Source organism: Streptomyces sp. NPDC047841, from assembly GCF_040704085.1.
Taxonomy (GTDB): Bacteria; Actinomycetota; Actinomycetes; order Streptomycetales; family Streptomycetaceae; genus Streptomyces; species Streptomyces argyrophylli.
Genome location: NZ_JBEYRP010000003.1, coordinates 407,345 through 431,278, shown reverse-complemented (window position 1 = coordinate 431,278; position 23,934 = coordinate 407,345). Strand labels below are relative to the sequence as shown.

Sequence of the window (23,934 nt, the reverse complement as noted above, 5' to 3'; positions counted from 1 at the left end):
CCCCGACAATTTCGGCCTGCCGGGTGCCCCGGCTCCCGGTGGTTGCAGCCAAGCGGTTCGCCCCCGGTGGTTGCGGACGGGCCTGCGTCCCGCCCCGGCGATTTCGGCATGCCGGGTTCCCCGGCCCCGGTGGTCCTAGCGGAGCTGCGGTGCACGCGTGCTTGCGTCTCGCCCCCAGGTGGTTCCGGGGCGGTGGGGCGTATGAGGAACACTGGACCGGTAGCACCGCCCCCGACCGGAAGCAGGACATGCCCGCCACGCCCACGCCCCTCCTCGACGCCGCCGGCCTGCCCGCCGGCCCCGCCGACATCCGGCTGATCGTCACCGACATGGACGGCACGCTGCTGGACGACGCCAAGCGGATTCCCGACGGGCTGTGGCCGATGCTCGCCGAACTGCGCCGCCGCGGCGTGCTGTTCAGCCCGGCGAGCGGACGCCAGTACGCCACGCTCTTCCGGCAGTTCGAGGAGGTCGCCGAGGGCATGGTGTTCATCGCGGAGAACGGCACCTACGTGGTCCGCGACGGCGTGGAGCTGAGTTCCGACCCGCTGGACCGGTCCGTCGCCGCCGGGGTCGCCCGCAGGGCGCGGCGGCTGGTCGCGGACGGCGCGGACGTCGGCGCGGTCGTCTGCGGCAAGCGGGCCGCGTACGTCGAGCGCACCGACGAGGCGTTCCTGGCGGAGGTGCGCAAGTACTACGTCGAGCACCGGATCGTCGAGGACGTCACCGCCGTCGACGACGAGATGATCAAGGTCGCGCTGTTCGACTTCGGCTCTGCCGAGCACACCACCGCCCCGGCCCTCGCGGAGTTCACCGCGACCCACCAGGTCGTCGTCTCCGGCGAGCACTGGGTGGACGTGATGAACCGCACCGCCGACAAGGGCACCGCCCTGCGCGGCCTCCAGCGGGCGCTCGGCATCACGCCCGCCCAGACCATGGTGTTCGGGGACTACCTGAACGACCTGGAGATGCTCGACGCCGCCGAGTGGTCCTTCGCCATGGCGGGCGCCCACCCCGAGGTGATCCGGCGGGCCCGCCACCTGGCCCCGTCCAACAACGACGACGGCGTCCTGCGGACCGTCGCCCGGGTGCTGGACCTGCCGTACGACGGCGTCAGGGCTTGACCGCGACCCCGCCGTACAGGGAGACCGGCCCGTCGGACGTTTCCTCGGGCCGCCACTCGGCCACCGGCACGATCCCGGGCTCCAGCAGCCGCAGTCCCTCGAAGAAGGCGCCCACTTCGACCCGGGAACGCGCCACGAGGGTGACCCCGCCGGCCGCGTAGGCCGCGATGCCCCGCCGGACGTTCTCCGGTTCGAAGTCGGCGGTCATGGCCGAGAGCACCAGACAGCTGCCCGGCGCCAGCGCGCCGACCAGGGTGTCCACCAGGTCGTGGGCGCCGTCGTCGTCGGCGATGAAGTGCAGCAGGGCGATGAGCGAGAGGGCCACCGGGCGTTCGAGGTCCAGGACGCGGGCGGCCTGGCCGAGGATCGTCTGCGGATCGCGGGCGTCGGCCTGCACGTACTCGGTGACGCCCTCCGCGGTGCCGCGCAGCAGCGCGTGCGCGTGGGCCAGCACGATGGGGTCGTTGTCGACGTACACCACCCGGGCGCCGGGGACCACGGACTGGGCGATCTGGTGCAGGTTCGGCTCGGTCGGTATGCCGGTGCCGATGTCCAGGAACTGGCGGATCCCCCGTTCCGTTGCCAGCATCCGCGTGCTGCGGCGCATGAACGCCCGGTTCGCGCGGGCGGCCCTCGGGGCGCCCCCGTCGATCGCCGCGATCCGCCGGCCCAGCTCCTCGTCGGCCGGATAGTTGTCCTTGCCGCCGAGGAACCAGTCGTACACCCGGGCCGGATGCGGCCGGGTCGTGTCGATGCCGTCCTGGATCCGCGGCCCCGTCCCCGTCACGTGATGCTCCTCCGCCCGTCGGGTCCCGGTGGTCGGTCCGGGACGCGCGGGGAGCAGTCTGGCACGATCAAGCGGCCCGGCGCAGACAGTCTTCGGCCACCTCGTCGTCGAGCGCCGCCCGGACCAGCGCGGCGGCCAGGACGGCCGGCTCGGTGTCCCCGGCCAGCTTGGCGAGCTTGTCCGGCTCCTTCGGCAGGCCGAGCCGCCCGGCCCCGGACAGCGCCTTGCCGTCCAGGTACGGCGCGATGTCCGGCCACACCCGCTGCGCCTCGCGCAGGAAGATGTCGGCGCCGGCCGGCCCGATGCCCGGCTCCTCCTGGAGCAACCGCCTCAGCTCGCCGGTGTGCCCGCCCGCCTCCCGGTGCAGCCGGCGCAGGTCGCCGCCCCAGCGCTCGGTCAGCAGCTCGGCGCCGTCGCCGAGCTGGGTCGCGGTGCGTTCGTCGTACCGGCGGTAGCCGCCCCGGCCGAGCGCGTCCACCCGCTGCTGCCAGGCGGCCCCGGCCATCCGGCGGGGGCTGTCCAGGTGGTCCTCGTGCAGGGCCCGGGCGGCGGCTACCGCGACGGAGGCCCGGATCCGGGCACTGAGCAGCAGGGACAGCACGAGCAGCCGGTACAGCGGCTGCGGGGTGTCCTTCAGGCGGATGCCCGCCTCCTCGGCGTACGTCCGCCCGTACCCGGACACCAGCTCGCGCACGACCCGTTCGTCCCGGTCCATGGTCCGGCTCCGGCTAGGGCTTGAGCGGGTCGTGGCCCAGCGTCATCAGCCGGTGCCGGCGCCCGGTGTCCTCCGGCGTGCTCTCCGGCTCGGGTTCGTTCTCCAGGTCGGCCAGGTCACCGACCGTGTCGACGACCTTGTGCATGACCCGGACGTCGTCATCCGTGAGGTCGGTACGGCGCTTGCGCAGGATGGCGAGGACATGCTGGCCGGTGAGCGTCGCCTCCTCCGGGAGCGGTTCCGTCTCCTCGTCGGCGTCCCGGACCTTCAGCCAGGCCGCGAGTTCCGCCGAGGTCATGTTCACCACGCGGTGGAAGTCCTCCCACAGCGCCTCGGTCTCCAGGGCGTCGGCCATGGGTCTGCCCCTTCCGTGCGGGAGCGGTCTACTGGTTGGCGGCGTCTTCGCGCGGATGGTTCTCGGCCTCGAACATCCAGCGCTGCTTCTCCAGGTCGGCGGTGACGGAGATCAGCAGGTCCTGGGTGACCGGGTCGGCCTTCTCGGTCGCCTCGATCCGCTCGCGCAGCCGCCCGATGGCCGCCTCCAGCGCCGACACCATCAGCTCCACGACCTCGGTGTCGCGCACCCAGCCGTCCTTGGCGCCGGGCAGTGCGAAGGACGCGGCGATGGTCTCCGGCCGGCCGTCCGGCGGCACGCCCAGCGCGGCGGCACGCTCGGCCACCGTGTCCGAGTGGGTCCGGGCCGCGGCGACCACCTCGTCGAGCTGGAGGTGGATCGACCGGAACCGCGGGCCCACGACGTTCCAGTGCGCCTGCTTGCCGATCAGCGACAACCCGAGCAGGTCCACCAGGGTCTCCTGCAGGGCGGTTCCGGTGACGCGGAGCGCCTCCTCGGGCAGCGAGCTCTTGACCACGGTCATGGTCTCCGTACATCCCCTTCCAGCGGTTGTCCACGGTCATGTCCGACAGGGCGGGTGCCCGCTGGGCGGGGGAGCAAACCGGCAGATCAGCGGGGTAGTACCCGGTCCAGGAAGGCCAGCAGCTCCGCGAAGACCTCCCCCTTGCACGTCTCGTGGAACACCTCGTGCCGCGCCCCCGGGAAGATCCGCCCGGTGAGCCGGCCGCCGCTCAGCCGCTCCACCCCGGCGCGGCTCCCGGGCAGCGGCACCAGGCGGTCGTCGTCGCCGTGCAGCCACAGCAGCGGCAGCCCGCCGACGTCACCGCCCCGGGCGACGGTCTCCAGCGTCCGGGCGAACGCCTCCAGCGTCGGCCGCTTCATGGGCCCGTGCCACACCAGCGGATCGGCCGCGTACGCGGCACCGACGTCCGGGTCCCGGGAGAGCGCGGACGGGCTGACCGGGACGTCCGGGATCTCCTCCAGGGCCAGCAGCCGCCCCGGCAGCTCCCAGGCGCCGATCACCGGGCCGGACAGGACCAGGGCGCTCGGTTCACCGCCGTACCGCTGGGCGTAGCGGGCCGCGATCAGCCCGCCCATGGAGTGGCCCACCAGGACCAGCGGCAGGCCGGGGTGTGCGGCGCGGGCCGAGTCCGCCACCGTGTGCACGTCCGTGACCACGTCCTCGAAGTCCTCGATCAGCACCCGCTCCCCGGCCGACCGGCCGTGCCCCGCGTGGTCCGGCGCGTACACGGCGGCGCCGTGTCCGGTGAGCCGGGCGGCGAGTTCCGCGTACCGGCCGGCGTGCTCGCCGTACCCGTGTACCAGCAGTGCCAGGCAGCGGGGGGCCGGGTGCGGCCACTCCCGTACGGCGAGGGTTCCGTGCGTGCCGTCGAGGACGTGCTCGCGGACGTGGGGCATCTCTCCTCCAGCTGCCTCGGGGAAGGTCCCGGGGATCTTCCCAGTGGGGCGGTCGGCGGTCTATAGTCCAAAACTAGCAGTGCTAATTAATGGGCTGCCGGGCAGCGGGAGAGCTGTCGTGAGGTCCGTGCTGATCCACAGCGTCGTAGGTCAGGAGTCCCAGCCGTGCGTCCCGTCCACTTCGCGGCCGCCCGCCGCACCCCCATCGGCAAGCTGCGCGGAGCCCTCTCCGGGGTCCGCCCCGACGACCTGGCCGCGACCGTCATCCGCCGCCTGGTGGCCGACGTGCCCGCGCTCGACCCCGCCCGGATCGACGACGTCTACTGGGGCGCCGCCAACCAGGCCGGCGAGGACAACCGCAACGTCGCCCGCATGGCCGCCCTGCTCGCCGGACTGCCCGACTCCGTGCCCGGCGCCACCGTCAACCGGCTGTGCGCCTCCGGACTCGAGGCGGTCACCACCGCCGCCCGGACCATCGCCGCCGGCGAGGCCGACGTCGTGATCGCCGGCGGCTCCGAGTCCATGAGCCGCGCCCCTTTCGTCCTGCCCCGCCCCGACGAGGCCCTGCCGCAGCGCATCGAGACCTACGACACCCGGCTCGGCTGGCGGCTGGTCAACCCCGCCATGAAGGAGCTGCACGGCCTGCTCTCCATGGGCGAGACCGCCGAGGAGGTCGCCGCGCGGTACGGCGTCTCCCGCGAGCGCCAGGACGAGTTCGCCCTGCGCAGCCACCGGCTCGCCGCCGCCGCACGCAAGGACGGCCACTTCGACGGTGAACTCCTGCCCGTCGAGCGCCCCGACGGCATCGTGTTCGAGCAAGACGAGTGCGTCCGGGAGGACACCTCGCTGGAGAAGCTGTCCCGGCTGAAGCCCGTCTTCCGCGCGAACGGCACCGTCACCGCCGGAAACGCCTCGCCGATGAACGACGGCGCGGCCGGCCTGCTGCTGGTCAGCGAGGAGGCCCTGGACGAGCTGGGCCTGGAGTCGCTCGGACGCTACATCGCGGGCGCCTCCGCCGGTGTCCACCCCGACGTGATGGGCCTCGGCCCGGTCCCCGCCACCCGCAAGGCGCTGGGCCGGGCCGGCTGGGAGATCGGCGACGTCCAGGAGGCCGAGTTCAACGAGGCGTTCGCCGCGCAGGCACTCGCGTGCGTCGACCAGCTCGGCATCGACCCCGGCCTGGTCAACCCCAGCGGCGGCGCCATCGCCCTCGGCCACCCGCTCGGCTGCTCCGGCGCCCGCATCCTCACCACCCTGCTGCACCGGATGCGCCGCACGGGCGCGCGGCGGGGACTCGCGACGATGTGCGTGGGGGTGGGGCAGGGGAGCGCGGTGCTGGTCGAGAGGCACTAGAGCTCCCTCAACGGGGGGCACCCCGCAAGGGGATCCGGTACACGAGCCGCAGCAAGAAACGGAGCAGCACTCCATGGCCACCCTGTCCGTCGCCGCCATCCTCGCCGAGAACGCCCGGCGCCGCCCCGGCAAGACCGCCCTCGTCGAAGGCGATCTGCGGCTCACCTTCGCCGACGCGTGGCAGCGCGCGCTGGCCCAGGCGGGCGCGCTCACCGGTCTCGGCGTACGGCCCGGCGACCGGGTCGCCCTCATGGCCCCCAACACCGCCGAGTTCCCGGTGGCCTACTACGCGATCGCCGCGGCGGGCGGGGTCGTCGTCCCCGTGCACCTGCTGCTCTCCGCCGGCGAGGTCGAGCACGTACTGCGCGACAGCGGGGCCACCGTGCTGCTGGTGCACCCGGCCCAGGCGGAGACCGGCACCGCCGCCGCACGCGCCACGGGCGTCCGGGCCATCACCCTCGGCACGGAGTTCGAGAAGCTCGCGGCCGGCGCCGAGCCCCTCGCGTCGTACGTCACCCGGGCCGCCGACGACCCCGCGGTGATCTTCTACACCAGCGGTACGACCGGTGTCCCCAAGGGTGCCGTGCTCAGCCACTTCAACCTGGTGATGAACGCGACCGTCAACGCCTTCGACGCCAACGACATCCGCGCCGACGACATCGCCCTCGGCGCGCTGCCGCTGTTCCACGCCTTCGGCCAGACCGTCTCGCTCAACTCCACCTGGCGGGCCGGCGCCACCCTGGTGCTGCTGCCCCGCTTCGACGCGGCCCGCGCCATCGACCTGATGGTGCGCGAGGGCGTGAACACCTTCCACGGCGTGCCCACCATGTTCGTCGCCCTCGCGGCCGTCGCCGCGGACGCGGAGCGGCTCCCGGCGCTGCGCGTGTGCGTCTCCGGCGGGGCCTCGCTCCCGGTGGCCGTGCTGGAGCGGTTCGAGGCCGCGTTCGGCGCGGAGATCTACGAGGGGTACGGGCTGTCGGAGACCTCGCCGACCGCCACCGTCAACCAGCCGGTGTTCGGCACGAGGGCCGGCACCATCGGCCACCCCCTGTGGGGCATCGACGTGGAGATCGCCCGCGCGGAGGTGGAGGGCCGGATCGAGCTGCTGCCGCCCGGTGAGGTGGGCGAGGTCGTCATCCGCGGGCACAACGTCTTCTCCGGCTACCTCGGCCGCCCCGAGGCCACCGCGGAGGCCCTGGTGGACGGCTGGTTCCGCACCGGTGACCTCGGCACCAAGGACGACGAGGGCTTCCTGCGGATCGTCGACCGGAAGAAGGACGTCATCATCCGCGGCGGCTACAACGTCTACCCGAGGGAGGTCGAGGAGGTCCTGATGCGCCACCCGGAGATCGCCCAGGCCGCCGTCATCGGCCTGCCCGACGACCTGCACGGCGAGGAGGTGTGCGCCGTCGTCGTCCCCGCGCCGGGCACCGCGCCGGACGCCGCCGCGCTCATCGAGTGGTCCAAGGAGCACCTGGGCCGGCACAAGTACCCGCGGCGGGTGGAGCTCGCGGACGCGCTGCCGCTCGGGCCGAGCATGAAGGTGCTCAAGCGGGAGCTGCGGGCGCGCTACACGGGCCGCTAGACGCCGCACCGCCGTCGCACGGGGCCGCCCGCCGGGGCACTCGTCACGCCGGGTCCATGCATGGGCATAGCATCGGTCCCTCCATGAACACGATGACGCTCTGGCACATATCCGGCTGGGGGTTCGCGGCGCTCGCCCTCGCGGCCCTGCTCGTCGGCTTCTCCAAGACGGCCGTCAGCGGGGCCAACACGGTCAGTCTCGCGATCTTCGCGGCGGTCCTGCCCGCCCGCGCCTCCACAGGCGTGCTGCTGCCCGTCCTGATCGCCGGTGACGTGCTCGCCGTCCTCACCTACCGGCGGCACGCGCACTGGCCCACCCTGTGGCGGCTGTTCCCGGCGGTGGCGGCCGGCGTGGTGGCCGGCACGCTGTTCCTGGTGTGGGCCGACGACGGGATCGTACGGACCTCGATCGGCGCGATCCTGCTGCTGATGGCCGGGGTGACGCTGTGGCGCCGGCGGACGGCCGGCACCCCGGAGGACCCGGACGAGGCCGGCACCCGGGCGGGCCGCGTCAAGGCCCGCTCGTACGGTGTGCTCGGCGGGTTCACGACGATGGTCGCCAACGCCGGCGGGCCGGTGATGTCGATGTACCTGCTGTCCGCGGGGTTCCGGAAGCTCGGCTTCCTTGGCACCTCCGCGTTCTTCTTCCTCATCGTGAACGTCTCGAAGGTGCCGTTCAGCGCGGGCCTCGGGCTGATCGACGGCCGCTCGCTGCTCCTCGACGCCGCGCTCGTGGTGTTCGTCGTGCCGGGGGCGCTGTTCGGCAAGTGGGCTGTGAACCGGATCAACCAGCGACTCTTCGAACAACTCGTGATCGCGGCGACGGTCGTGGGCGGCCTGCAACTACTGCTCCGCTAGCCCGCCGGCGCTACTCCGCCGGCCGCTGTTCCGCCACGCGTCGGTACAGGTCGCGGTGCACGGCGAGCACGGCGACGAGCCGCGCCCCCGCTTCATTCCGCCGAAGGCCCGGTTGAGCGCGGCGCGGTCGAACCCCGGCCCGGCGCCGCCGGCCACGACCACGCGAGAGGGGCGGCTGTGGCGGCCGGCGGGGTCAGCACCTTCCACGACACGGTGCGGACCCGGTCGACGCCGATCGGGACGGCACGCGGGGACGCCGAGGACCGCACGGCCCGGCGGTGGCGACCCGGGCGGCGTGCCGGCCCGTACGACCTCGTACGCTCACCCCCATGCCCGCGCACGTCCTGATCCTCGGCGGCACCACCGAGGCCCGTCGCCTCGCCGCCGACCTCGCCGCCCGGCCCGGGGTGCGGGTCACCACCTCGCTCGCCGGCCGGGTCGCCCGGCCCGGGGCGCTGCCCGGCGAGGTGCGGACCGGCGGCTTCGGCGGGCCGGAGGGCCTCGCCGACTGGCTGCGCGCGCACCGCGTGGACGCCCTGGTGGACGCCACCCACCCCTTCGCCGCGTCGATCACCGACCACGCGGCCCGCGCGGCGCGGGCCACGGGCGTCCCCGCCGTCGTCCTGCGCCGCCCCGGCTGGCGGCCGGGCCCCGGCGACCGCTGGCACGACGCCGCGTCCCTGGCCGCGGCGGCCGAGGCCCTGCCCGGCCTCGGCCGCCGGGTGTTCCTCACCACCGGCCGCCTCGGCCTCGCGGCCTTCGCCCACCTCACCGGCCTGCGCTTCCTCGTCCGCTCGGTCGACCCGCCCGAGCCGCCGCTGCCCCCGGACACCACCGTCGTCCTGGACCGGGGTCCCTTCACGGTCATCGGGGAGACGGAACTCCTGCGCGCCCACCGCATCGACGTCCTGGTCACCAAGGACAGCGGCGGCGACGCGACGGCCGCGAAGCTGACGGCGGCACGGGGGCTGGGCCTGCCCGTGGTCGTCGTACGCCGCCCCGCCCTCCCGGCCGGCGTCACCGCCGTACCGGACGTGGCGGACGCCCTGGAACGGCTGGGCTTCGGCCCGGCCTGACGACGGCGGCCCGGACGCGGCCGATCGCGCACCAAGGAAAGACGGGCGACCAGGGCCGTCTAGCGGCCTCCCGCGTGGGGCCCCGCCGACAGCGCGGACCGGGGAAGCGCAGCGGCCGTGGCGCGCTGCCCGGCTCCCTCCGCCCCCTGGGTCAGTCCCCGCTTTCCCGCGACGGATGCCGGCGCAGCAGGTACGTGTCCATGATCCAGCCCTTGCGCTCCCGTGCCTCGGCCCGCAGCCGTTCGATGCGCGGGCCGGCCTCGGCGATCGGTCCGGAGACGAGGATCTCGTCCGGCGTGCCTATGTAGGCACCCCAGTAGATGTCCATGTCCTCCCCGGCGTACCGCCGGAAGGCCTGGTGCGCGTCGAGCATCACGACCACGTCGTCGACGCCCTCCGGGAAGCCCTCCGCCAGCCGCCGCCCGGTGGTGATCTGCACCGGCCGGGCGACCCGGTTCAGCCCGGTGCGATGCCGGGCGACCAGGGCGGAGACGCTGCTGACGCCCGGCACCACGTCGTACGTGAACCGCACCGCGCCCCGCTCCAGCACCTCCTCCAGGATGCCCAGCGTGCTGTCGTACAACGCGGGGTCGCCCCAGACCAGGAAGGCGCCCGTGCCCGCCTCGTCCAGTTCCTCGGCGATCAGCCGCTCGTAGATCCCGGCGCGGGCGCTGCGCCAGTCCCCGACGGCGGGGGAGTAGGCCGGTCCGCCCGCCGCCCGGTCCCGCTCCGGATCACGGGCCTCCACCACCCGGTACGACCCCTCGGGCAGATGGGCGTCCAGCATGTCCCGGCGGAGCCGGGTGAGGTCGCTCTTCACCTCGCCCTTGTCGAGCAGGAAGAACACGTCCGTGCCCCGCAGCGCCTTGACCGCCTGGAGGGTCAGCTGGTCGGGGTCGCCCGCGCCGATACCGATGACATGAATCTTTCGCACGCCCCGAGTGTGCCGCATGCCACTGACCATGCGTCCACCGGCTCCGCACAGCCTGCGACGACGGCCTGCTCGCGGGCGTGCGGGAGGCGTCCGGGGCGGGGGCACGCCGGGCCCTCGTCGGTGGTGCGGCTTCGGGGGGCGGGGGTCACGGCCCCAGGCGCGGTGCCTCGGTCCCCGCGTCGATCGGTGCCGCACCGTCCTCGACCCGTCCCGCCAGCTCCCGGGCCCAGCGGGTGAGGCCCGGCAGGTCCAGTCCGTACGGGCGGTCCTCGCCGCGTCCGGCCGACCACTCCTCGACCGCTTGGGCGCCCCGCCGCAGCAGCCGCGCCCCGCCGACGGTGTTCCCGCGGGCCGCGTGGGTGAGGCCGACCGCCAGCTGGGCAAGACCCCGCCACAGCGCGCGCTCCTCCTCCGGGCCCGACTTCCAGGCGTCCTCGAACACCTCGTGCGCGTGGAACGGCCGCCCCGAGGCCAGCAGCGCCCGCGCCTCGGCGACCGTGTCCTGCGGTGTCCGCAGGACCCCCTCCGGCTGCCGCGGGACGCCCTCGGCGCCGTACGGCAACGGGCGCCCCAGCCCGTCCCGGGGCCGCGCGTTCCGCGCCCGCCCGGCCGTGTCCCGGTCCCTGGCATCCGATGCGCCCGCGTTCGTCATACCGCCGATTGTCCCCCGTACCGCCGGGTCTCCTTCGGCGCACCCCCGGGCGTGGGGTAAAGTGCTGTCCGCACGATCACGCGGGGCATCGCGCGTGAGTGCGACGGGACGTGGCGCAGCTTGGTAGCGCACTTGACTGGGGGTCAAGGGGTCGCAGGTTCAAATCCTGTCGTCCCGACGTGTGGAAGTCGGCCAGGGCCGGTTCCGGAGGCATCCGGGACCGGCCCTGACGCGTGTGCGGAGACCGGCGGCGTCCGCCTGGCCGGCAGGGCGCCTCCCCGCCGCTGACTCGCCGGACGCCGGGATGAGCGGTTACCTGGAGCAAAGAGGCGTTCCCCGGGTGGCATCCGCCGCCCCGGGGGTGCCATACGGCCACGGGGGCCCGCGAGCCGCCCCGAGCCCCTCCCCCCACGAAACGTAAGGACTTCCCCCATGCGCGGAGCAGTGATCCACGCCCCTGGAGACGTGCGCTTCGAAACCCTGGACGACCCGGAGATCCAGGAGCCGACGGACGCGGTCATCCGTACGGCCGTCACCTGTGTGTGCGGTACCGACCTGTGGCCCTGGCGCGGCCTGGACGCGACCGACGAGGCACACCCCATGGGGCACGAGTACGTCGGCTTCGTCGAGGCGGTCGGCAGCGAGGTCACCTCGGTCAAGCCCGGCCAGTTCGTCGTCGGCTCGTTCGCGACCTCGGACAACACCTGCGCCAACTGCCGCAACGGCTGGCAGTCCAACTGCGTGAACCGCGAGTTCATGACCACCTGCCAGGCCGAGTACGTGCGCATTCCCAACGCCCAGGGCACCCTGGTCGCCACCGAGGAGGTGCCGGGCGAGGAGTTCTGGCCCGGCCTGCTGGCCGTCTCCGACGTGATGGGCACCGGCTGGTACGCCGCCGAGGCCGCCGAGGTCAGGCCCGGTTCCACGGCCGTGGTGGTCGGTGACGGCGCGGTCGGGCTGTGCGGGGTGATCGCGGCGAAGGAGATGGGCGCCGAGCGGATCATCGCCATGAGCCGTCACGAGTCCCGTCAGAAACTGGCCCGGCAGTTCGGTGCCACGGACATCGTCACCGAGCGCGGCGAGGACGGCGTCGCCCGGATCAAGGAGATGACCGACGGGATCGGCGTGGACTCGGTCCTGGAGTGCGTCGGCACCGGTGAGTCCATGCGGCAGGCCCTGCACTCGGCCCGGCCCGGCGGCAACGTCGGCTTCGTCGGCCTCCCGCACGAGGTGGCGATCGACGGGGAGGAACTGTTCCACACCCACGTCGGCCTGCGCGGTGGCCCCGCCCCCGTGCGCCGCTTCCTGCCCGACCTGATCGACCGCGTCCTGTCCGGGCGGATCGACCCGGGCAGGGTCTTCGACCTCACCCTGCCCCTGGAGCAGGTCGAGGAGGGCTACCGGGCCATGGACGAGCGCCGCGCCATCAAGGCCCTCCTCACGCCCTGACCCACGCCGTGGACCCGTCGGCGCCGGCGGGCGGGGCGCCGGCCAGGGTACGCCGCCGGCCCGGCAGCCGTGCCGGGCCTGCGGAGCTGTTCACTGTTCCTCCTCGTGCCTCGGATGCACGAGGAGGGGCGCGGCCGCGTGGGGCGGGGGACCGGCGTCGTCGTCGGTCTCGGGAAGGGGGAACAGGACTTCTTCGAGTGCCGGTGTGATGAAGAGGAACGCGATCACGAGGACGGGCACGAGCAGGGCAATCAGGATCACAGCACCTCCCGGAGGTCGGTCTGTGGCACCTGGTTGGGCCGCTCCCAGGATGCGCCCGAACGGCGTAACGCGCATGTCGTCCGGCCGCCGGGCCGCGATCCGCGGGTTCCCGCCGGGCGCGGGGGCATGGCCGCGGGGCCGGCCTGACCGGCCCGCGCACAGGGGTCGGGGGCGGCCCCGGTGGTGTCCGGAGCCGCCCCTCAGCCGTTCGTCCCGGGGGTCAGGGGGCCACGGCGCGGCCGGTCTGCGGGGAGATGCGGCCGGCGCACAGGCCCTTGCCGGCCAGCGTCTGCGCGATGCGCGGGATGGCCGCGAGGGTGTTGGCCGGCCACTCGTGCATGAGGATGATCTGGCCGTTGGCCAGCCGGGACACCGCCTGCACGATCGCGTCGGTGCTCGCGCCGTTCCAGTCCTGCGAGTCGACGTCCCAGATGATCTGCCGCAGGCCGTACTTGGCCTCCACCGCCTGCACGGTGGCGTTGGTCTCGCCGTACGGCGGGCGGAACAGCTGCGGTGTCCCGCCCCCGGCCGCGGCGATGGCCTGCTGGGTGCGGGAGATCTCGGAGTCGATCTGCGCCTGGCTCTGCTGGGTGAGGTGGGGATGGGTGTAGCTGTGGTTGCCGATCCACATCCCGGCGTTCGCCTCGGCCCGGACCTGGGCCGGGTAGGCGGCCGCGAACTGGCCCTCGTTGAACATCGTGGCCCGCAGGCCGTTCTGCCGCAGGGCGTTGAGCAGGGCCGGGGTGTGGTCGTTGGACGGGCCGTCGTCGAAGGTGAGCCCGACGTATCCGGAACAGGTGGCGGCGTGCGCCGGGGCCGCGTCGGTGACGGCGGTGACCGTGCCGGCCACGGCGGTCGCCGCGAGGGCCAGTCCGGTCAGCAGGGGGCGGGGTGCGGCACGCATGCGGGTGGGTCCTCCTCGGATGGGCGGCCTGACCGCCGTGGGGGGTGGATGGGGCGCAGGGGGAGGATCAGCCGCTCACCGTGAGGTTGGACGAGCCGCTGCTCTGGTACCCCTCGGTGGCGAGGATCATGTAGTAGTTGAAGCTGCCCAGCGGCATGCCGTAGCGGGCCCAGGCGTCGAAGTGGTTGCCGGTGGTGATGGTGCCGCCGGTCCTCTTGGACTGCCGGACGCTCCAGTACTGGTTGAAGGTCCTGGTGCCTTCCACGGACGGTGCGTTGTACCGCGTCGTCTGGTAGACGTCGTACGTGCCGCCGTCGCTGGTGACCGTGCCCTTGTACGTCCCGGTGGGCCGGTAGTTGCCCCAGTTGTCGACGATGTAGTACTCGACGAGCGGGTTCGAGGTCCACCCGTACAGCGACAGGTAGCCGTTGCCGGAGGGGTAGAAGCTGCCCGAGTACTGCACGTTCCTGCGTCCGCCGTTGCTCCAGCCCTTGCCGGCGACGAAGTTCCCGCAGTTCGTCCACGAGGTGCTGTAGTTGCCGCCGGAGTTCAGGGTCATCGAGACCGAACCGCCGCCGTCGGTCCAGAAGGAGTAGTAGAAGCCGTTGTTGGTGCCGGTCTGGTTGGTGGTGATGACCGTGGCGGCGTCGGCGGTGCCGGGCAGCAGCAGCCCGGACGCGGACGTGGCCAGCGCGAGCGCGCCGGCGCGGTTGAGGAAGCCCCTCCGGCTCATCGGGCGGGTGAGGGCGTGCTCCATGTCCATGCTTCCTCCTGGGTGAGGTGGGTTGTCATGTTCGCGCCATACGCCAGGGCCGAGCCGTCCCCGAGGAAGGGAGGCTCGATTGCTGGAGAGTATGGGGCGGGCGTGAAAGGGCGGTCAATGCGTCTGTTTCCGAAACATCATCGAAACTTGACGGCTAACTACGGGCTGTATAGCCGAAAGTTTCGATAGAGGGCGCCAGAGGCGCCCGAATAACTCCCCGTACGACGGTTGACGCGGAATTGACGGCTGTTTAGCGTGACGCAACGCTCGTCAGGTAATGCGAAAGTTTCTATTCGCCCACAGGAGTTGCCCATGAACCTGTCCCGCTCCCTCGCGGCCGCCGCCTCGGCCTGCTGCCTGGCCCTGCTCCCCCTCGCCGCCGCGAGCCCCGCGAGCGCCTCCGGGGGCGCCGCGGTGCCGGACCGTCCGCTGCGGCAGCTCGCCGCCGACGACCACCTGCGGGTCGGCACGGCCGTCGACATGTCCGCGCTCACCGACGACGCCGCCTACCGCCGGCTCGCGGGCTCCGAGTTCTCCACCGTCACCCCGGAGAACGTGATGAAGTGGGAGGCGATCGAGCCCCGCCAGGGGGAGTACGACTACGCGGCCGCCGACCGCCTGGTCGACTTCGCGCGCAGACACGGCCAGAAGGTGCGCGGCCATGTCCTGGTCTGGCACAACCAGTTGCCCTCCTGGCTCACCTCCGGCGAACCCGGCCCCGACCGGCTGCGCGAGATCCTGCACCGCCACATCACCGACACCGTCCGGCACTTCAGGGGCAAGGTCTGGCAGTGGGACGTGGTGAACGAGGCGTTCAACGAGGACGGCACCCTGCGTGACACCATCTGGCTGCGCGAGCTCGGCCCCGGCTACATCGCCGACGCCTTCCGCTGGGCGCACCAGGCCGACCCGCACGCCCTGCTGTTCTACAACGACTACAACACCGAGTGGACGGGTCCGAAGAGCGACGCCGTCTACGCTCTGCTCAGCCGCCTGCGCACGGAGGGCGTTCCTGTCGACGGGGTCGGCTTCCAGGGACACCTCGGCATCCAGTACGGCCTGCCCACCGGCATGGCGGCCAACTTCGCCCGCTTCGACAAGCTCGGACTGGCAACGGCCGTGACCGAGGCGGACGTGCGCATGCCCCTGCCGGCGGACCCGGACAAGCTCGCCACCCAGGCCGAGGGCTACCGCCTCCTGCTCGACGCCTGCCTGCGCGCCCGCCACTGCGTCTCGTTCACCGTCTGGGGCTTCACCGACGCGTACTCCTGGGTCCCCGGCACGTTCCCCGGCGAGGGCGCCGCGAACCTGTACGACGAGGAGTACCGCCCGAAGCCGGCGTACCGCGCGCTCCAGTCACGACTGGCGGGGCGGGCGCGGGCCGGGGGTGCCGAGTAGCGCGCGCCTCACTGCCCCGCGGACCGGCCGGCCACTGACGGCCGGCCGGTCCGCGCGTCCGCGACCCGGTACGGCGGCCGATGCGCCGGTACCGGGGTGAGCCGTGCCCGCGTGCCGTGGCGGCCGTGGGCCGGGGCGGGGCGGGGCCGGCGCCCCGCCGCGTTTGGCCCCTCAGCTCCTCGCGGGCGGTGCCGTGCTCTGCCGTACCACCAGGTGCGTGGCCAGTTCGATGCGCAGGGCCGCCTTCTTGGTGTCCTTCCGCCGCAGCAGCATCCGGGCCGCCTCCTCGGCCATGCGCTGGAGCGGCTGTTGCACGGTGGTCAGCGGCGGGCTCGACCAGCGGGCCGGCGGTACGTCGTCGTAGCCGACCACCGACAGGTCCCCGGGCACGCTCAGGCCGAGGACCCGGGCCGCCTCCAGGACGCCCAGCGCCTGGAGGTCGCTGCCGGCGAAGATCGCCGTGGGGCGGTCGGGCCGCCGCAGCAGGTCCATGGCGTGCTCGAAGCCGCCCTGGACGTGGAAGTCGCCGAACCGGACCAGCCCGGGGTCCGGTTCGTGACCGGCCATCGCCATCGCCGAGCGGTATCCGTCCAGCCGGGCCAGTGAGCACATCAGGTCCTCGGGGCCGGTGATGATGGCGACGCGTTCGTGCCCCTGGTCGGTGAGGTGGCGGGTGGCGGCGACTCCGCCGGCCCAGTTGGCCGAGCCCACGGACGGGACGTCGGGGTCGGGATCGCCCGCCGGGTCCACGATGACGAACGGAATGGCCCGGGACCGCAGTTGGCGCTTCACGTCCTCCGGCACCGTGGAGAAGACCAGCAGCACCCCGAGGGGCCGGCGGCGCAGCACGCCCCCGATCCACTCGGGTCCGGGAGCCTGCCGGGTCCCGCTCTCGGTGAGCGCCACGGTCGCGTCGTTCTGCTTGGCGACGTTCTCGACCCCGCGGATGAGTTCCATCGCCCAGACGCTCTCCAGCTCGTGGAAGACGATCTCGATGAGCGGGGCCTGCGGCTGTCCGGGGGTGCGCCGGCGGTAGCCGTGGGTCTCCAGCAGACGTTCGACCTTGGCGCGGGTCGCCGGGGAGACATCCGAACGACCGTTGAGGACCTTCGAAACTGTCGGCAGCGAGACGCCGGCTTCTCGCGCCACGGCTGCCAGGGTGACTCTCCGACCGACCTGGGCTTCTTCGGGCATGGCCGCAGCATAGGCCACTCGGCCGGATAACGGTTTGGCCGCGTAGGTGCACGACCGTTGACCATTTCTTCCCTCCGCTCCTACTGTCCAGCGCATGACTTTCGGGTCCAGAGCCGAAACTTTCGGAAGGCGGATGATCATGCGTACACGGATGCCCCGGGTGCTCGCCTGTGGTGCGACGCTCGCGCTGGCGGCGAGTCTCGCCGCTTGCGGGAACGGCAGCGGCGGGGGTTCCTCGAACGACGGCAAGATCCATGTGCTGGTGTACGGGGACGCCAGCAACAAGGTCGAGAAACAGATCGTCGACACGTTCAACAAGACGTCGAAGGTCAAGGCCGTCCTCGACACCATCCCCGGCGCCGACTACCAGCAGAAGCTGCAGACGATCATCAACACGCCCCAGGCACCGGACGTCTTCTTCAACTGGGGCGGCGGCAGCATCCAGCCGTTCGTCAAGGCCGGGCTGCTGATGCCGCTGGACGACTTCGTCAAGAAGGACCCGAACCTCGACGACAAGTTCCTGCCCAGCGTCTACAACAGCGCGGTCGTCGACGGCAAGCCGTACGGCATCCCCATGCGCGGCACGCAGCCGGTGCTGCTGTTCAACAACAAGAACGTGCTCGACAAGGCGCACGTGAAGCAGCCCCAGACCTGGGACGAGCTGGTCGACGCCGTCAAGAAGCTCAAGTCCGCGGGCGTCACCCCCATCGCCCTCGGCGGCGGTGACCAGTGGCCGACGCTGATGTGGTTCGAGTACGTCTACGACCGTGTGGCCGGCCCGGAGCTGTTCCAGAAGGCCCTCGGCGGCGACAAGGACGCCTGGGCGAGCGCGGACAGCAAGAAGGCGCTCGGCATGCTCAAGGAACTCGTCGACACCGGCGCCTTCGGCAAGAACTACGACTCGGTGAAGTACACCAACGGCGCCTCGCCCGCGCTGGTGGCCCAGGGCAAGGCCGGCTTCGAGCTGATGGGGTCCTGGTACTACGCGCAGCAGCAGCAGGACGCGAAGGACTTCGCAGCCAAGGGGCTCGGCTACGGCACGTTCCCGACGATTTCCGGCGGCAAGGGCGACCCGACCGACGTCGTCGGCAACACCAACAACTTCTATTCGGTGCTGAAGAAGACCAAGCACCCCGAGGCGGTCGCCGACTTCCTGAAGCTCATGTACTCCGACGAGTTCGTCAAGGCCCAGATGGCCATCGGCAACCTGCCCACCACCACCAACACCCAGAAGTTCCTGGACACCTCCGCCAGCCCCGAGTACTCCCGCTTCCAGTACGACCTGGTCGCCAAGGCCAAGTCCTTCCAGCTCTCCTGGGACCAGGCCTTCCCGCCGTCGGCCATGACGCCGATCCACCAGGCCGTCCAGCAGTTCTTCAACGGACAGCTCGACGCGGACGGCTTCATCAAGGCCATGCAGGCCCTTCCGACCGAATGAACCGCTCATGACCACACAGCTCACGAGTGCTCCGCCCTCCGCCGTGCCTTCCCGGAAGGCCCGGCGGCGGCCGGAGGACTCCTACTCCGCACGCGGCACGCGCCCCGGCTTCGGCTGGGCGCTGCCCGCCACCCTGTTCTTCGCCCTCTTCGCCCTCGCACCGCTGATCATGGTGGCGGTGCTGTCCTTCATGAGCTGGAACGGCCTGGGGTCACCGCAGTTCGTCGGCACGGACAACTGGAAGCGCATCCTCGACGACCCCGTCATGATCAAGAGCATCTGGCTGACCCTGCTGCTCACCGCCCTGGGCGTGGTCATCCAGACCCCGCTGAGCATCGTGCTCGGCGTCTGGGCCGCGGGACACCAGCGCAACCGCGCCGTCCTCTCCGCGATCTACTTCATCCCGCTGCTGCTGTCCTCCACCGCGGTGTCGGTGCTCTGGCGGGCCCTGCTCGACCCGAACTTCGGCATCCCGGCGCGCATGACCTGGCTGTTCGGGGACGGCAACCTGTTCGGTGAGCAGGCCTCGGCCATCGGGGTGCTGGCCTTCGTCAGCACCTGGCAGTTCACCCCGTTCCACACGCTGATCTACCAGGGCGCGGCCCGGGCGATCCCGCCGGTGCTGTACCAGGCGGCGGAGATCGACGGCGCGGGACGCTACCGCCAGTTCTTCCACATCACCCTGCCGCAGCTGCGCAACTCGATCGTCACCTCGATGATCCTGATGATCGTCGGCGGGCTCACCACGTTCGAGACCGTGCTCATCCTGACCCAGGGCGGGCCGGGCACGGACACCACGATCAGCGCCTACTACATGTACCAGAAGGCCTTCAAGGGCTTCGACTTCGGCGCCGGTTCGGCCATCGCCCTGTGCCTGGTCGTCGCCGCCACGGTGGTCTCACTGATCGTCGTCCGCGTCTCCGGCTACGACAAGATGCGCAGCGACATGGAGGGGGTGTCATGAGGCGCCGCCCCAACTACCTGGCCGGAGCGGGCTCGATCGCCTGGCTCGTCCTGGTGGGACTGCCGCTGTACGTGATGCTCGCCGCGACCCTGCGCACCCGGCAGGACTACGCGAGCAAGGGCCCGCTCTCCTTCCCCGGCGACTTCACCCTCGACAACTACACCGGGGCGTTCGACTCGGGCTTCGGGCAGTACTTCCTCAACACCATCATCGTCACCGTCTGCGTCGTCGCCGTGGTGCTGCTGCTCGTACCGCCCCTGGCCTACGCGATCGTACGCAGCCGCAGCCGTGTCACCTCGCAGATCTTCCGGCTGTTCCTGCTGGGCCTCGCCATCCCCGCCCAGGCCGTCATCGTGCCGATGTTCTACCTGATCAGCGAGGCGGGCCTGTACGACAACCTCCTCGGCGTCATCCTGCCCACCGCCGCGTTCTGCCTGCCGATGTCCGCGCTGATCCTCAGCGGCTCCATGCGCGACATCTCCCCGGAGCTGTTCGAGGCCATGACGGTGGACGGAGCGACCCCGCGGCGGATGTTCTTCCAGCTCGTCGTGCCGCTCTCGCGCGGCGGCCTGTCCACGATCGTGGTGTTCTCCGCGCTCCAGGCCTGGAACGGCTTCCTGTTCCCGCTCGTCCTGACCCAGTCCGACTCGACCAAGGTCATCACCCTGGGTCTGTACAACTTCCAGACCGAGCACGGGATCGACATCCCCGGCCTGCTGGGAGCCGTGACGCTCTCCATGGTGCCCGTCCTGCTCGTCTACCTGTTCGCCCGCCGCGCCCTCGTCCAGGGCCTGATGGGCATGGGAGGAAAGTGACCACCAACGTGGCCGTAGAGACCACCCCCGAGATCCCCCTCTGGAACGACCCGACCCAGGACATCGGCACCCGCGTGTCCGCGCTGATCGCCGCGATGACCCTCGAGGAGAAGATCGCCCAGCTGTACGGCGTGTGGGTCGGCGCGTCCGACGAGGGCGGCGAAGTCGCCCCGCACCAGCACGACATGGAGGAGGCCGTCGACCTCGACGCGCTCCTGCCGGCCGGGCTCGGCCAGCTGACCCGCCCCTTCGGCACGGCGCCCGTCGACCCCGCGCTCGGCGCGCTCTCCCTGCTGCGCACCCAGACCCGGATCGCCGCCGCGAACCGCTTCGGCATCCCCGCCCTGGCCCACGAGGAGTGCCTGGCCGGGTTCGCCACCTGGGGCGCCACCGCCTACCCCGTCCCGCTGTCCTGGGGCGCCACCTTCGACCCCGCCCTCATCCGCCGGATGGCCGCCGCCATCGGCCGCGACATGCGGTCCGTCGGCGTCCACCAGGGCCTCGCGCCCGTCCTCGACGTGGTGCGGGACGCCCGCTGGGGCCGCGTCGAGGAGACCATCGGAGAGGACCCCTACCTCGTCGGCAGCATCGGCACCGCCTACGTCCAGGGCCTGCAGTCCGCCGGTGTCGTCGCCACCCTGAAGCACTTCGCCGGCTACTCCGCCTCCCGCGCCGGGCGCAACCTCGCCCCCGTCGCCATGGGCCCGCGCGAACGGGCGGACGTCCTGCTGCCCCCCTTCGAGATGGCGGTGCGCGAAGGCGCCGCCGACTCCGTCATGCACGCCTACACCGACACCGACGGCATGCCCTCGGCCGCCGACGAGGACCTGCTCACCGGGCTGCTCCGGGACACCTGGGGCTTCGAGGGCACGGTCGTCGCCGACTACTTCGGCATCGCCTTCCTCAGCACCCTGCACGGCGTCGCCGGTGACTGGGCGGACGCGGCGGGCACGGCCCTGCGCGCGGGCGTCGACGTGGAACTGCCCACCGTCAAGACGTACGGCGCGCCCCTCGCCGAGGCCGTCGCCGCCGGCCGGGTGCCGGAGGCGCTGATCGACCGCGCGCTGCGCCGGGTCCTCCTCCAGAAGGCCCGGCTCGGGCTGCTCGACGCGGACTGGGACCCGGTCCCGGCCGCCCTCGGCGGAGCGGACCTGGACGACCCCGACGCCCTGCGCGGCACCGTCGACCTGGACAGCGCCGAGAACCGGGAACTGGCCCGCACGGTCGCCGAGGAAGCGGTCGTCCTGCTGCGCAACGACGGCACCCTGCCCCTCGGCCGGCCGCACCGCATCGCCCTGATCGGGCCCAACGCGACCGAGGCCACGGCCGTACTGGGCTGCTACTCCTTCCCCCAGCACGTCGGGGTGCACCACCCCGGGACCCCGCCCGGCATCGACCTGCCGACCCTGGAGGACGCCCTGCGGCGCGAGTTCCCCGACGCCGAGTTCACCGTCGTACGCGGCACCGGCGTGGACGACGGCGACGTCCTCGGCATCGCCGAGGCCGTCGACACCGCGCGCCGGGCCGACGTCGTCGTCGCGGCGCTCGGCGACCGCGCGGGCCTCTTCGGCCGGGGCACCAGCGGCGAGGGCTGCGACGCCGAGTCCCTGGCCCTGCCCGGCGCCCAGCAGCGCCTGCTCGACGCCCTGCTCGACACCGGCACACCCGTGGTGACGGTCCTGCTGGCCGGCCGGCCCTACGCCCTCGGCCGTGCCGTGGACGAGGCCGCCGCGATCGTGCAGTCCTTCTTCCCCGGGGTGGAGGGCACCACGGCCATCGCCGGCGTGCTCAGCGGCCGGACCAACCCGTCCGGACGGCTGCCCGTCAGCGTGCCCCGCGGTACCGGCAGCCAGCCCGCCGGCTACCTCGGCGCCCGGCTCGCCCAGGCCAGCGACGTGTCCAACATCGATCCCACGGCGGCCTTCGCGTTCGGACACGGCCTGTCCTACACGTCCTTCGAGTGGGGCGAGCTGACGGTGGAGCGGCCGGAGGCGGACACGGGCGGCGCGTTCCTCCTCGCCCTGACCGTACGCAACACCGGCGAGCGGGAAGGCACCGAGGTCGTCCAGCTCTACCTGCACGACCCGGTCGCCTCCGTCGTCCAGCCGGTGCAGCGCCTCGTCGGCTACGCCCGCGTCCCGCTCGCCCCGGGCGAGGCCCGCCGGCTGCGGGTCACCGTGCCGGCCGACCTGGCCTCCTTCACCGGCCGCGACGGGCACCGGGTGGTCGAACCCGGCGAACTGGAACTGCGGCTGGCGGCGTCCAGCGGCGACGCCCGGCTGACGGCGAAGGTCACCCTGACCGGCCCCGCACGCCAGGTGGACCACACCCGCCGGTTCCACGCGCTCTTCGAGCAGGAGCCCGCGCACCCCGCCGTCTGACGCGCCCCGCGCCGCCGGCCCGCTCCCCGGACCGCCGGGGAACGGGCCGGCGGCGCGTCAGCCCCGTTCCACGGTGACGGTCACCAGACCGCCCGGGACGGCGGACACCAGGGCCCGGCCGGCCGGCCGGCGTACGACGCCGGCGCCGCCCTCGGCCGTGACCCGCCAGGCGCCCGGCGGCAGGGACAGCTCGGTCACCCGGGAGCCGTGCGGCGCCGCGCGGTAGACCAGCCGGTACACGCCCGTGCCGGCGTCGTACGCGGCGGAGCGGACCGTGCCCGCCACCGCCTCCGCGTACGGCTCGGCGGTCAGCTCCTTGTGGGGGCGGAAGGCGCCGGTGCCGTCCACCGCGCAGTACCCGCCGCCGTAGCACCACACGTAACCCGCCCAGCCGGACGCGTAACGGCCGAGAGAGGCCATCGCGTCCCGGTAGAAGCGGTCCATGTGCGGCAGGGAGCTGTCCGGCGCACCCCACTCGCCGACCACCACCGGGACCCGGTACCGCTCCGGGTACGCGGTGACCGCCCGCTCGTACGCCTCGATCCAGCCCGCCCCGGGGTCGTAGTCGGCGCCGGCCTCCATGGCCGTGTCGTAGAAGTGCGGCGCGTACACCACCCGGGGGTCGTGGACGCGGCCGAGTCCGGTCGGTACGCCCTCGCCCACGACCGGGGTCGGCTCCACGAACAGCCAGGCGTCCCGGTCGGCCGAACGGACGGCGCGGGCGAGGCGGTCGTACATCGGCGTCAACTGCTCGCGTTCGATGCGGCGCGCGGCCGTCGGCAGGTCCTCCCCGGGCTCCGGCTCACCCATCGGCTCGTTGATCAGGTCGTAGCCGAGCACGGCCGGGTGGCGGGCGAAGCGGGCGGCGAGCGTGCGCCACATCCCGGCCTGGGCGCGCCGGAGGTCCGCGTCCTCGTAGAGATGGGTGAAGGCGCGCTGCACGGCGGGTTCGAAGTACTCGGCGAACCAGTCGTCCGGGTGCGCGGTGAACGGCAGCCCGTCGGTCCGGGTCGCCCACGCGGGGATGCCGCGATGGCCGAAGGCGGGGCCGAAGACGTCCTGATGGGCGTCGATGACGACCTTCACGTCATGGCGGTGGGCCAAGTCCAGGACGCGCTCGATCTTCTCCAGGTAACCGCGGCTGTAGTGCCCCGGTGTGGGTTCCAGGTCGTCCCAGAACACCAGCAGCCGGGCGAAGTCGAAGCCCCGGGCCCGCAGGTCGCGCAGCTGGCGTTCGGTGACGGCGGACAGGGCCTCCTCGCCCCGGTGCGCCTTGTCCGCGATGTTCCAGCCGTGCAGGGTGAGCACCCGTCCGTCCCGGTCGGTGAGCCGGGGGACGTCCCGCCCGGTCCCCTCGGCGTGGGCGGTGGCGGGGGTGAGGAGGGCGGCGAGGACCGCGCCCGCCGTCAGCATCGCTCGCAGCACGGGAAACCTCCGGGAAGCCGGCGTCGAGTTCCTTGACTTCGTGCGCACTTCCAGCTGAACACTCCCGTGCTACCAGTCATCCGCG

22 protein-coding genes, 1 tRNA gene and 1 pseudogene are annotated in these 23,934 nt (G+C 72.7%); 12 read left to right on the top strand and 12 right to left on the bottom strand.

The window, feature by feature from the left end:
- Positions 1-248: 248 nt before the first annotated feature.
- Positions 249-1,124 carry a Cof-type HAD-IIB family hydrolase gene (locus tag AB0947_RS06565; RefSeq protein WP_366749131.1) on the top strand — a complete coding sequence of 292 codons (876 nt, stop codon included), beginning with the start codon at positions 249-251 and terminating at the stop codon, positions 1,122-1,124.
- On the opposite strand, the gene AB0947_RS06560 is transcribed toward AB0947_RS06565, so the two are convergent.
- From AB0947_RS06560 to AB0947_RS06540, 5 genes are all read right to left on the bottom strand, one after another.
- Positions 1,114-1,911 (bottom strand): SAM-dependent methyltransferase, encoded by a 798-nt coding sequence (locus AB0947_RS06560; RefSeq protein WP_366749130.1) that lies wholly within the window; start codon positions 1,909-1,911, stop codon positions 1,114-1,116. The genes AB0947_RS06565 and AB0947_RS06560 overlap by 11 nt on opposite strands.
- Positions 1,912-1,978: 67 nt before the next feature.
- Entirely contained in the window at positions 1,979-2,626 is a 648-nt protein-coding gene (locus tag AB0947_RS06555) for an endonuclease (RefSeq protein ID WP_366749129.1), read from the bottom strand.
- 13 nt (positions 2,627-2,639) lie between these two features.
- Positions 2,640-2,981, bottom strand: coding sequence for a DUF3140 domain-containing protein (locus AB0947_RS06550; protein WP_366749128.1), 342 nt, complete (start codon positions 2,979-2,981; stop codon positions 2,640-2,642).
- 28 nt (positions 2,982-3,009) lie between these two features.
- Positions 3,010-3,504, bottom strand: coding sequence for a DNA starvation/stationary phase protection protein (locus AB0947_RS06545; RefSeq protein WP_366749127.1), 495 nt, complete (start codon positions 3,502-3,504; stop codon positions 3,010-3,012).
- 86 nt (positions 3,505-3,590) lie between these two features.
- Positions 3,591-4,400, bottom strand: a complete 810-nt coding sequence (locus AB0947_RS06540; RefSeq protein ID WP_366749126.1) for a lysophospholipase — start codon at positions 4,398-4,400, stop codon at positions 3,591-3,593.
- Positions 4,401-4,565: 165 nt separating this feature from the next.
- On the opposite strand from AB0947_RS06540, the gene AB0947_RS06535 reads away from it, so the two are divergent.
- From AB0947_RS06535 to AB0947_RS06520, 4 genes are all read left to right on the top strand, one after another.
- The gene (locus AB0947_RS06535; protein WP_366749125.1) at positions 4,566-5,753 is read left to right on the top strand and encodes a thiolase family protein; all 1,188 of its coding nucleotides are present in this window, start codon (positions 4,566-4,568) and stop codon (positions 5,751-5,753) included.
- A gap of 73 nt (positions 5,754-5,826) precedes the next feature.
- Positions 5,827-7,338 carry a long-chain fatty acid--CoA ligase gene (locus AB0947_RS06530; RefSeq protein ID WP_366749124.1) on the top strand — a complete coding sequence of 504 codons (1,512 nt, stop codon included), beginning with the start codon at positions 5,827-5,829 and terminating at the stop codon, positions 7,336-7,338.
- An 83-nt stretch (positions 7,339-7,421) separates the two neighbouring features.
- Positions 7,422-8,195: a sulfite exporter TauE/SafE family protein gene (locus AB0947_RS06525; RefSeq protein WP_366749123.1), complete on the top strand. Its 774-nt coding sequence runs from the start codon at positions 7,422-7,424 to the stop codon at positions 8,193-8,195.
- A gap of 329 nt (positions 8,196-8,524) precedes the next feature.
- Positions 8,525-9,271: a cobalt-precorrin-6A reductase gene (locus tag AB0947_RS06520; protein ID WP_366749122.1), complete on the top strand. Its 747-nt coding sequence runs from the start codon at positions 8,525-8,527 to the stop codon at positions 9,269-9,271.
- A gap of 151 nt (positions 9,272-9,422) precedes the next feature.
- On the opposite strand, the gene cobF is transcribed toward AB0947_RS06520, so the two are convergent.
- Together cobF and AB0947_RS06510 are read right to left on the bottom strand one after the other, a co-directional pair.
- Positions 9,423-10,205 (bottom strand): precorrin-6A synthase (deacetylating), encoded by a 783-nt coding sequence (gene cobF / locus AB0947_RS06515; protein WP_366749121.1) that lies wholly within the window; start codon positions 10,203-10,205, stop codon positions 9,423-9,425.
- Positions 10,206-10,350: 145 nt separating this feature from the next.
- Entirely contained in the window at positions 10,351-10,857 is a 507-nt protein-coding gene (locus AB0947_RS06510; RefSeq protein ID WP_366749120.1) for a DUF309 domain-containing protein, read from the bottom strand.
- Positions 10,858-10,961: 104 nt separating this feature from the next.
- Here AB0947_RS06510 and AB0947_RS06505 point away from each other — a divergent pair.
- Together AB0947_RS06505 and AB0947_RS06500 are read left to right on the top strand one after the other, a co-directional pair.
- Positions 10,962-11,035: transfer RNA gene (locus AB0947_RS06505), tRNA-Pro, on the top strand.
- 254 nt (positions 11,036-11,289) lie between these two features.
- Positions 11,290-12,306: a zinc-dependent alcohol dehydrogenase family protein gene (locus AB0947_RS06500; RefSeq protein ID WP_366749119.1), complete on the top strand. Its 1,017-nt coding sequence runs from the start codon at positions 11,290-11,292 to the stop codon at positions 12,304-12,306.
- 90 nt (positions 12,307-12,396) lie between these two features.
- Here AB0947_RS06500 and AB0947_RS06495 read toward each other — a convergent pair whose 3' ends face one another.
- From AB0947_RS06495 to AB0947_RS06485, 3 genes and pseudogenes are all read right to left on the bottom strand, one after another.
- Positions 12,397-12,567: a hypothetical protein gene (locus tag AB0947_RS06495; RefSeq protein ID WP_366749118.1), complete on the bottom strand. Its 171-nt coding sequence runs from the start codon at positions 12,565-12,567 to the stop codon at positions 12,397-12,399.
- 223 nt (positions 12,568-12,790) lie between these two features.
- Positions 12,791-13,471: pseudogene (locus AB0947_RS06490) on the bottom strand (polysaccharide deacetylase family protein); the annotation flags it as partial.
- A 67-nt stretch (positions 13,472-13,538) separates the two neighbouring features.
- A complete protein-coding gene (locus AB0947_RS06485; protein ID WP_366749117.1) occupies positions 13,539-14,234 on the bottom strand; it encodes a glycoside hydrolase family 11 protein in 696 nt (231 codons plus the stop codon).
- Positions 14,235-14,546: 312 nt separating this feature from the next.
- Between AB0947_RS06485 and AB0947_RS06480 the strand changes: the two genes are divergently transcribed.
- Complete coding sequence (locus AB0947_RS06480) at positions 14,547-15,632, top strand: endo-1,4-beta-xylanase (protein ID WP_366749116.1); 1,086 nt, start codon at positions 14,547-14,549, stop codon at positions 15,630-15,632.
- Positions 15,633-15,803: 171 nt separating this feature from the next.
- Here the strand turns inward: AB0947_RS06480 and AB0947_RS06475 are convergent, their stop codons facing one another.
- Positions 15,804-16,826, bottom strand: a complete 1,023-nt coding sequence (locus tag AB0947_RS06475) for a LacI family DNA-binding transcriptional regulator (RefSeq protein ID WP_366749115.1) — start codon at positions 16,824-16,826, stop codon at positions 15,804-15,806.
- Positions 16,827-16,959: 133 nt separating this feature from the next.
- On the opposite strand from AB0947_RS06475, the gene AB0947_RS06470 reads away from it, so the two are divergent.
- Genes AB0947_RS06470 through AB0947_RS06455 form a run of 4 tightly spaced genes read left to right on the top strand, consistent with a single transcriptional unit; the run spans position 16,960 to position 22,424 of the window.
- Complete coding sequence (locus tag AB0947_RS06470; RefSeq protein WP_366749114.1) at positions 16,960-18,264, top strand: extracellular solute-binding protein; 1,305 nt, start codon at positions 16,960-16,962, stop codon at positions 18,262-18,264.
- Between the two features lie 7 nt (positions 18,265-18,271).
- Positions 18,272-19,228 carry a sugar ABC transporter permease gene (locus AB0947_RS06465; RefSeq protein WP_366749113.1) on the top strand — a complete coding sequence of 319 codons (957 nt, stop codon included), beginning with the start codon at positions 18,272-18,274 and terminating at the stop codon, positions 19,226-19,228.
- The gene (locus AB0947_RS06460) at positions 19,225-20,043 is read left to right on the top strand and encodes a carbohydrate ABC transporter permease (protein ID WP_366749112.1); all 819 of its coding nucleotides are present in this window, start codon (positions 19,225-19,227) and stop codon (positions 20,041-20,043) included. Before AB0947_RS06465 ends, AB0947_RS06460 begins: the two co-directional genes overlap by 4 nt.
- A complete protein-coding gene (locus tag AB0947_RS06455; RefSeq protein WP_366749111.1) occupies positions 20,040-22,424 on the top strand; it encodes a glycoside hydrolase family 3 N-terminal domain-containing protein in 2,385 nt (794 codons plus the stop codon). The genes AB0947_RS06460 and AB0947_RS06455 overlap by 4 nt, the downstream gene beginning before the upstream one ends.
- A 57-nt stretch (positions 22,425-22,481) precedes the next feature.
- On the opposite strand, the gene AB0947_RS06450 is transcribed toward AB0947_RS06455, so the two are convergent.
- A complete protein-coding gene (locus AB0947_RS06450) occupies positions 22,482-23,849 on the bottom strand; it encodes a cellulase family glycosylhydrolase (protein WP_366749110.1) in 1,368 nt (455 codons plus the stop codon).
- Positions 23,850-23,934 lie beyond the last annotated feature (85 nt).